This is a genomic window from Microbacterium sp. Leaf351, assembly GCF_001423825.1.
GTDB lineage: Bacteria > Actinomycetota > Actinomycetes > Actinomycetales > Microbacteriaceae > Microbacterium > Microbacterium ginsengisoli.
The window spans coordinates 100,557-108,730 of record NZ_LMPK01000002.1 but is presented as its reverse complement, the minus strand read 5'-3'; the positions used below and the strand labels follow the sequence as shown (position 1 = coordinate 108,730).

Here is an 8,174-nt window from a genome sequence, read left to right as displayed (position 1 = left end):
CCGAGGGCGCGGGTGGCCACGGTGTCGTCGAGATCGGTCGATCGCTGCTGGTCCCGCACGCGCTTGCGGATGTGCGAGCGGGAGACGTTGCGGCACGTGACGAGCAGCCACGGCAGCGTGGAGCCGCCGACCAGGTGGATCGCCTGGGCCTTCTCGAACGCGACCACGAAGACGTCCTGGGTGACGTCCTCCGCGGCGTGGGGGTCGAGGCCGAGGCTCGCGGCGAACCGGTAGACGGTGGCGACATGACGGTCGTACAGCGCGCCGAACGCGCGGGAGTCGCCCGTGGAGACGGCCGCGAGCAGCGCGCGGTCGTCGGAGACATCGGTCTCCGTCGCGCTCAGCTCAGCCGTCATACCTGGTAATGCCCGTCGCCTCGGATTCGTCTCAGATTCTTCTGGACTTTTTTTCGCGGCTCCCGCACGACGGCCTCCGCACCAGGATGCCCGCTGCGCGCGGGTTTGACCCGGCAGGCGCCCGTGCGCCACGATCGGCTCGGGGAGCCCTCGCAAGGGCCGATCATCAGGGGGAGATGATGGGGGAACGTTTCGCGCGGCGTCATGTCGCAGAGCTGGTGGGTGTGCTGATCGGTGCCGCGCTCGTAGTCAGTTCGGCGACGCCGGCCCGGGCGGATGCCGGGGGCGGCGAGAACTGCGGCGTCTTCCTCGAGACCGGGCTCACGATCTGCGCCCCCGCGGGCGATGACCTCCACGCCGCAGTGACCGCGCAGACCGGCTACACGATCGTCGACGGCGACGAGACCGACGCTGGTCGTGCGACGACGGTCAGCTACCTGCTCGCGCGGCTCTACGACAACGCCGACTACGGCGGCGCGTACTACGAGGTGTGGGGATCATCTGGCTGCTCGTCGGCGGTCGGCGTGCGCGGCGTCGCCGACATCGGCGTCGGCTGGTACGGCAGGGTGAGCTCGTTCCAGGGCTTCTCGAGCTGCCGGGTCAAGGTGTGGCAGAACACGTCGTTCACCGGGTCGAGCGTCGGTTTCGCGTCATCGAGCAGCTACGTCGGCGCGGTCATGAACGACCAGACGCGTTCGGTGCAGGTCGTCTACTGAGCGGATGCCGCGGCATCCCGTTCGTCTGTCAGCGCTCTGTCGCCGCTGCTCGCACCGCCGCGCCCGCAGCACCGTCATGAGCAGGCTCACCGCGGACGGATGTCGCCGAGCCCGACGGCGCCCGGGCACGGCAGCGCGACGACATCGCCGACACCGAGGTCGGCGGGCAGCACCACGGTGCAGGCACCCAGCCGCCACCGGCGCTCCGCGGCGTGCGAGATGCGCCCGAGCAGTCGGGCCTCGGCCCAGCACGGCGCGAGCTCGTCGAGACGGGCGTCGAGGCGCAGCATCCCGTCGTCGCAACCGGTGACCGCCGCCACGAGCACGCTCGTCGACGCTGTCGCCGAGGGGACGCCGCCCGACAGCGGCACGATCGCGGGCGCCGTCGTCACGCACGGGGTGCCGCACAGCTCCGCGTAGCGCAGCACCGAGACGCCGGCGATCACGACGTCGCGCGTGGTCGCGTGGGTGCGGGCGGGCCAGGCGTCGCCCGCGAGGGGCGCCGGCAGAGAGTCGCGCAGGGTGGGCAACAGGGAGGTGAGTGTCATGACTCCGGTCTAGGGGCGACGGGATGCCGCATCCCCCGCCCCTCACGGATCCCATGCGCCCGCGCGCCCGATCCTCACGCGCGTCCGGCACGGGTGCGCCGGCGCGCGCCCCGGCTAGACTTGCCGCATCCCCGGCAGCCCTCGATTCTTGGAGACCAGCCGCGTGAGCACCCCCGCCGCTCCCCTCGGCAAGATCGCCGACACCGTCGCCGACGCCGAAGCCACCCCCGAGAAGGAGCAGCCGTACGCGGCGCTCGGTCTCAAGCCCGACGAGTATGCGCAGATCCGCGAGATCCTCGGCCGCCGTCCCACCAGCGGCGAGCTGGCGATGTACTCGGTCATGTGGAGCGAGCACTGCTCCTACAAGTCGAGCAAGATCTACCTGCGCCAGTTCGGCCAGAAGGTCAGCGACGAGATGCGCGAGCGCCTCATGGTCGGCATGGGCCAGAACGCGGGCGTCGTCGACATCGGCGAGGGCTGGGCGGTGACCTTCAAGGTCGAGTCGCACAACCACCCGAGCTACATCGAGCCGTTCCAGGGCGCCGCGACCGGCGTCGGCGGCATCGTGCGCGACATCATCTCGATGGGCGCGCGCCCGGTGGCCGTCATGGACCAGCTGCGCTTCGGTGCGATCGATCACCCCGACACTGCCCGCGTCGTGCACGGCGTCGTCAGCGGCATCTCGTTCTACGGCAACTGCCTGGGCCTGCCGAACATCGGCGGTGAGACCGTGTTCGACGCGGTCTACCAGGGCAACCCGCTCGTCAACGCGCTCGCCGTGGGCGTGCTGCGCCACGACGACCTGAAGCTCGCGAACGCGGTCGGCCCCGGCAACAAGGTCGTGCTGTTCGGCGCCCGCACCGGCGGCGATGGCATCGGCGGGGCATCCATCCTCGCGTCCGACACGTTCGCCGACGGCGGCCCCACCAAGCGCCCGGCCGTGCAGGTCGGCGACCCGTTCGCCGAGAAGGTGCTCATCGAGTGCTGCCTCGAGCTCTACCGCGACGAGCTGGTCGAGGCGATCCAGGACCTCGGCGCCGCCGGCATCTCGTGCGCCACGAGCGAGCTCGCCGCGAACGGCGGCTCGGGCATGCGCGTCGACCTCGAGAAGGTGCTGCTGCGCGACCCCTCGCTCACGCCCGAGGAGATCCTCATGAGCGAGAGCCAGGAGCGCATGATGGCGATCGTGCGCCCCGAGAAGCTCGACGAGTTCCTGGCTGTGACCGGCAAGTGGGACGTCGAGACGAGCGTGCTGGGCGAGGTCACCGGCGACGGTCGTCTCGAGATCTTCTGGCACGGCGAGAAGATCGTCGACGTCGACCCCTCGACGGTCGCGGTCGACGGTCCGGTCTACGAGCGTCCGGTGGCCTACCCGACGTGGATCGACGCCCTGCAGGACGATTCCGCCGCCGCCCTCGAGCGCAGCGCCGACGCCGACACCCTGCGTGCGCAGTTCACCGCGCTGGTCTCGAGCCCGAACCTCGCGGATGCCTCGTGGGTCACGAACCAGTACGACTACTACGTGCTCGGCAACACGGCCCTCTCGTTCCCCGATGACGCGGGCATGGTTCGCGTCGACGAGCAGTCGGGTCTCGGGTTCGCGATCGCGACCGACTGCAACGGCCGCTTCTGCCAGCTCGACCCCTACGAGGGCGCGAAGCTCGCCCTCGCCGAGGCCTACCGCAACGTCGCCGTCACCGGCGCCGTGCCCACGGCTGTCACCGACTGCCTCAACTTCGGCAGCCCCGAGAACCCCGAGGTCATGTGGCAGTTCTCACGGGCCGTCGAGGGCCTGTCGGACGGCTGCCTCGAGCTCGGCATCCCCGTCACCGGCGGCAACGTGAGCTTCTACAACCAGACCGGCGACACCCCGATCCACCCGACCCCCGTCGTCGGCGTGCTCGGCATCATCGACGACGTCGCGGCGCGCATCCCGTCGGGCTGGCAGGACGCCGGCGAGAACATCTNNCCTCGGCGGCCGCCCGCCGAAGGTGGACCTCGCGGCCGAGAAGCGCCTCGCCGAGCTTCTGCGCGCAGCGGGCGACCAGGGTCTCGTCTCCAGCGCCCACGACCTGTCCGAGGGCGGGCTCGCGCAGAGCCTCACCGACGGCGTGCTGCGCTTCGGCGTCGGCGCGCGGGTGTGGCTGACGGAGATCATCGAGCGCGACGGGGTGGATGCGGCATCCGCCCTGTTCTCGGAGTCGACCGGCCGCGTGCTCGTGACCGTGCCCCGCGAGGAGGACGTCAAGTTCCGCGGGCTCTGCGAGGGGCGCGGCTACCCGGTGCTGCGCATCGGCGTGACCGACGCCCCCGCCGACGGCTCGGCCAGCGCCCTCGAGGTGCAGGGCCTGTTCACCCTGCCGGTGCCCGAGCTGCGGGCACTGTCGACCGGCACGCTGCCGGCCGCGTTCGGCGCGATCGTGACGGAGCCGGAGGTCGTGCGATGAGCGATTCACCCGATGACCTGGGCGAGCGCCCCTACACGACCCGCACGCGCATCGTCGCGTGGGTCGTGATCATCGCGCTCGTGCTCGTCGGCGGCGGCGCGACCGTCGTTTCGCTGCTGATCCACTGACCCGCGGGCCGCGCGCGGGCGCGGTTACGATGAGGGCGTGGACCAGTTCTGGGGTTTCGCCGCGCACTACTGGTGGTTGGCGTTCCCGTTGTTCGGGGTGGTCGCGGCGGCCGGCCGCGGCTGGGAGCGCAATGCCCGGCGGCGCCACGAACGACGCCTCGAGGTGCTGCGCACGAAGGGCGAGATCCGGGCGGCGCAGATCGCCGCCCGGAAGGATCCGAAGGCCGTCGGCTCGGCGCGTCCCGCGCAGAAGGATGCCGCGCTCTCCCCGCTCGCCCAGCTGTTCGCCGATCACGACGATGTGCGCCGGCGGTGGCTCGACTACGAGCTGGATGTCTCGAAGGCGATCGCGTACCCCGCGATGAGCGACGGTCGTCAGCCGCTCACGGCCGCGTTCCTGCGCGCCGGGAAGAAGGCCGACCGGCTGCGGCCCGCCGAAGGTCGCAAGGTGTCCGCGGACGAGCTGCGCGAGTACCGCGAGGCCGTCACCGACTACGAGGTCGCGTTCGATCTCGCCGAGCGCGATGCACGACGCCTGCGCGACTCCGGGTTCACCGAGGCAGAGCGCAAGCGCCTGCACACGGCGCAGCAGCTGTTGACGGTCGCCGTCGACGAGGCCGCGACGCCCGCCGAGCGCCAGCTCGCCTACCAGCGGGTGCGCGAGGAGCTCGACGGGCTCATCTCGCTCTCCGACGAGGCGCTCGACGTGCTCGAGAAGAAGGTCGCCCTCGAGATCACCGCGCCGAAGGNNTGTAGGCCCGGGCGGGAGCTTCCGAGAATGAGCGCGTGAGCTCCCTTCCCCCGACCTCCTCCCCCGCCGCGGCGGCTCCGACGCCGCGGCTGTCCGCGCGTGACGTGCAGGTGCTCGACAACCCGGCATGGTTCTCCCTGGCCGGCCCGCACGCGCGATTCGCCCTCGGCGACGATCTCGCGCGACGCTATCCCGGCGACGTCGCGCCATTCGTCGCGGTGCGCGACTGGAACGACCCCGGGGTGTGGGATCGACTGCACCGCCTGGTCGGGCCGTCGGCCGAGATCGGCCTCAACGGCGCCCCCGACGCACTGCCGGACGGCTGGGAGGTGCTCGGCGGAGGGTCGGGCGTGCAGCTGGTCGAGACCGACGTCCTCTCGCCCCGCCCGGAGCCCGAAGCGGTGCTGCTCGGTGCCGACGACGTGCCCGAGATGCTCGCGATCGTCGAACGCAACCAGCCGGGACCCTTCCTCCCCCGCACCCACGAGCTCGGACGCTACATCGGCATCCGCCGCGACGGACGCCTCATCGCCATGGCCGGTGAGCGGCTGCACCCGTCCGGCTGGACCGAGATCAGCGCGGTGTCGGTCGATGCCGACCATCGTCGCCAGGGGCTCGCGTCACGGCTCGTGCTCGACGTCGCGTTCCACATCCAGCAGCGCGGCGACCGCGCGCTGCTGCACGCGGCGGCGACCAACGTGGGCGCGATCGCCGCCTACGAGAGGCTCGGCTTCGTCCTGCGCCGGCACACCACGTTCGCCGCAGTGCGCACACCGGCGGTCGACCCGTCCTGATCGCTCGCTCGACGTCGCCGTAGCAGTCGGGGGCCGCAGATCGAACCCCACGCCGGCACCCGGTTTCCGCCATACTGAAACCGGGTGCCGGGGGGCACCTGTTGATGCCGGTGCCCGCCGGCGAAAGGGGTAAGAATCATGGACTTCCTGTCGAACTTCGGGAGCCTCCTGTGGTGGTTCCTGTCGATCTTCGTGTTCGTCGCCTACCTGATGGCGCTGTTCTCGATCATCGGTGACCTGTTCCGCGACCACACGCTCAACGGCTGGTGGAAGGCGCTGTGGATCCTCTTCCTGATCTTCGTGCCGTTCCTGACCGCCCTCGTCTACCTGATCGCGCGCGGTCAGGGCATGGCCGAGCGCAGCCGCGCCCAGGCCACGAAGGCGCAGGAGGCGGCCGACGACTACATCCGCTCCGTGTCGGGAACGAGCGCGGCCGATGAGATCGCGAAGGCGAAGGCGCTGCTCGACGCCGGAACGATCACGGCAGCCGAGTACGAGTCGCTCAAGGCGCGCGCGCTCGCGGGCTGACCGATGACCGACGAACGACCGTCCCCGTCGCGCGCCCGCGCCTGGGGGCGGTCGTTCGCGTCGGGGCTGGTGCTCACGATCGCGCTCGTGCTCGCGCCGCTGTCGATCATCACGGGCTGGGCCCGGGTGCAGCTCGTCGACACCGACGCGTTCGTCGCCGCCTACGCCCCGCTCGCGCACGACCCCGCCGTGCAGCAGAGCGTCACCGACGCGACGATGACGGTCATCGCCCAGCACGTGGACTACACGGCGATCGCCGGCCAGGTCATCGACGGCATCACCTCGCTCGGCACCGGCCCTCTCGCAACCCAGGCGCTCGACGCCCTCAAGGGACCCGCCGCGCAGGGCCTCGAGTCGGTCGTGCGCACGAACGTCGCGGGATTCGTGGCATCCGACGCGTTCGCGACCGTCTTCTCGACCGCGTTGCGCACCACCCACGCCCAGCTGGTGAAGACGATGCAGGGCGACCCGAACGCGCTCGTCTCGGTCGCCTCCGACGGCACCATCGGGCTCGAGCTCGGCCCCGTCGTCGCCGCGGTCCGCCAGCACCTCATCGACTCGCAGGTGCCGTTCGCCGCGCAGATCCCGGCGGTGCAGCGCACCATCCCGATCGCCCAGGCCGATGCACTGCCGACCGCGCAGACCGGCTACGCGGTCGCGGTCGCCGTCGGCGCGTGGCTGCCGTTCGCCGCCGCGGTGCTCCTGGTCGCGGGCATCCTGCTGGCCCGCCGCCGCCACCGGGCGGCCGTCGTCGCCGGCCTCGCCCTCGCGCTCGGCACGCTGATCCTCATCATCGGGCGCGCGGTCGCGGCATCCATCGTCAGCGCCGCACTGGCTCCGCAGGGCATTTCGGATGCCGCCTCCGCGGCCCTGTTCTCGGTCGTCACCGACGGCATGGTCTCGGTCGCGGCATGGACGTGCGCGGGCGGCGTGCTCGGTGCGGTGGCGGTGTGGATCGCAGGCCCCTGGCGCCCGGCACGCGCGATCCGGGCGAAGGTGCGCACCTGGACCACGAGGACGTCCACGGCGTGAGCTGTGGATTCTCCCGGCACCGTCTCGGCGTCGCCGATTAGCGTCGAGAGGTGATCCTCCCCGACGGCGCCCGCCGCACGCTCATCGTCCTGTCGATCGCGACCTGTGCCGTCGGCGTCATGGTGATGATCGCCGCCGGCAGACTCGACCTGCTCGCCGACGACAGCGCGAGAGTGCACCGTATCGGGATGTGGATCGCGATCTCCGGCGTGGCGATCGGCCTGGTGGCCGCGGCATCCGATCTGGTGCGACGCCGACGTCGCGACTGACAGGGGCGTTGGCGCGCCGTCAGGACTCGATGTGCTCGCCCTCGACGGCTTCCTCCGTCGTCGAGGCCTCCTCGGTCGCCGACTCCGTCTCGGCCGCGAACTCCGGCTCCTCGGAGATCACACCGGTCTCGGGGCGGATGAGCTCGCGCACCTCGGCCATGAAGCTGGTGAGCTGCTGCTGCTGCCAGCGCAGCTGCCGCGTGCGGTCCTCGGCGTCGCGCAGCACCGTCGTGGTGTGTCCGATCACGCTGTCGACGATCTTCTGCGCCTTGAGCTTCGCCTTGTCGACGGTCTCGCGGGCGCGGAGCTGGCTGTCCGCCTCGATCTGCGACGCCTGGGCGCGCATGAGCTTCTCGTAGTCATCGGCCTTCGCCGAGATGCGCTGCGCGTGGTCGAGCGACGCGGCGACCTGCTCGTTGGCGTCGGAGGTGATGCGCTCAGCGTGGGCGACCGCCTGGTTGTGCAGCACGAGGAACTCCTGCTGGGCGTCGTCCTGACGGCGGGTGAGCGCCTCCTCGAACTCGAGCACGCGGGCGTTCATCTCGCGCACGTCGCGCTCGGCGTCGGCGCGCTGCTCGGTGGTCTCGCGGGTGACCATCGAGCGC

The 8,174-nt window shown here is 71.4% G+C and carries 9 protein-coding genes and 1 pseudogene; 8 read left to right on the top strand and 2 right to left on the bottom strand.

Annotated features, from left to right (window positions below):
• The coding region (locus ASG00_RS16150) for an RNA polymerase sigma factor (protein ID WP_268771841.1) at positions 1-356 on the bottom strand (356 nt) is incomplete at its 3' end.
• Between the two features lie 179 nt (positions 357-535).
• Between ASG00_RS16150 and ASG00_RS01035 the strand changes: the two genes are divergently transcribed.
• The gene (locus ASG00_RS01035) at positions 536-1,072 is read left to right on the top strand and encodes a hypothetical protein (protein WP_162237863.1); all 537 of its coding nucleotides are present in this window, start codon (positions 536-538) and stop codon (positions 1,070-1,072) included.
• 86 nt (positions 1,073-1,158) lie between these two features.
• On the opposite strand, the gene ASG00_RS01030 is transcribed toward ASG00_RS01035, so the two are convergent.
• A complete protein-coding gene (locus tag ASG00_RS01030; RefSeq protein ID WP_056206202.1) occupies positions 1,159-1,620 on the bottom strand; it encodes a hypothetical protein in 462 nt (153 codons plus the stop codon).
• Between the two features lie 163 nt (positions 1,621-1,783).
• Between ASG00_RS01030 and purL the strand changes: the two are divergent.
• The 7 genes and pseudogenes from purL to ASG00_RS01000 all read left to right on the top strand — a co-directional run.
• Positions 1,784-3,587 (top strand): annotated as a pseudogene (gene purL, locus ASG00_RS01025) (phosphoribosylformylglycinamidine synthase subunit PurL); the annotation flags it as partial.
• Positions 3,588-3,589: 2 nt separating this feature from the next.
• The coding region (locus ASG00_RS16145) for an AIR synthase-related protein (RefSeq protein WP_235559023.1) at positions 3,590-4,067 on the top strand (478 nt) is incomplete at its 5' end.
• On the top strand, positions 4,064-4,195 hold the full coding sequence (locus ASG00_RS18665; protein WP_048808975.1) for a hypothetical protein: 132 nt from the start codon (positions 4,064-4,066) through the stop codon (positions 4,193-4,195). The genes ASG00_RS16145 and ASG00_RS18665, both read left to right, overlap by 4 nt.
• 786 nt (positions 4,196-4,981) lie before the next feature.
• The gene (locus ASG00_RS01015) at positions 4,982-5,740 is read left to right on the top strand and encodes a GNAT family N-acetyltransferase (RefSeq protein ID WP_082482958.1); all 759 of its coding nucleotides are present in this window, start codon (positions 4,982-4,984) and stop codon (positions 5,738-5,740) included.
• 138 nt (positions 5,741-5,878) lie between these two features.
• Positions 5,879-6,268: an SHOCT domain-containing protein gene (locus tag ASG00_RS01010; RefSeq protein WP_045247961.1), complete on the top strand. Its 390-nt coding sequence runs from the start codon at positions 5,879-5,881 to the stop codon at positions 6,266-6,268.
• A gap of 3 nt (positions 6,269-6,271) precedes the next feature.
• Positions 6,272-7,300: a hypothetical protein gene (locus ASG00_RS01005; protein WP_056206198.1), complete on the top strand. Its 1,029-nt coding sequence runs from the start codon at positions 6,272-6,274 to the stop codon at positions 7,298-7,300.
• Positions 7,301-7,350: 50 nt separating this feature from the next.
• Positions 7,351-7,569, top strand: a complete 219-nt coding sequence (locus ASG00_RS01000; RefSeq protein WP_045247960.1) for a hypothetical protein — start codon at positions 7,351-7,353, stop codon at positions 7,567-7,569.
• Positions 7,570-8,174 lie beyond the last annotated feature (605 nt).

Excerpts from the sequence above, each read along its gene's own strand:
- ASG00_RS01035 (WP_162237863.1), top strand. The coding sequence starts at position 536 with ATGGGGGAACGTTTCGCGCGGCGTCATGTCGCAGAGCTGGTGGGTGTG.
- ASG00_RS01030 (WP_056206202.1), bottom strand. The coding sequence starts at position 1,620 with ATGACACTCACCTCCCTGTTGCCCACCCTGCGCGACTCTCTGCCGGCG.
- ASG00_RS18665 (WP_048808975.1), top strand. The coding sequence starts at position 4,064 with ATGAGCGATTCACCCGATGACCTGGGCGAGCGCCCCTACACGACCCGC.
- ASG00_RS01010 (WP_045247961.1), top strand. The coding sequence starts at position 5,879 with ATGGACTTCCTGTCGAACTTCGGGAGCCTCCTGTGGTGGTTCCTGTCG.
- ASG00_RS01005 (WP_056206198.1), top strand. The coding sequence starts at position 6,272 with ATGACCGACGAACGACCGTCCCCGTCGCGCGCCCGCGCCTGGGGGCGG.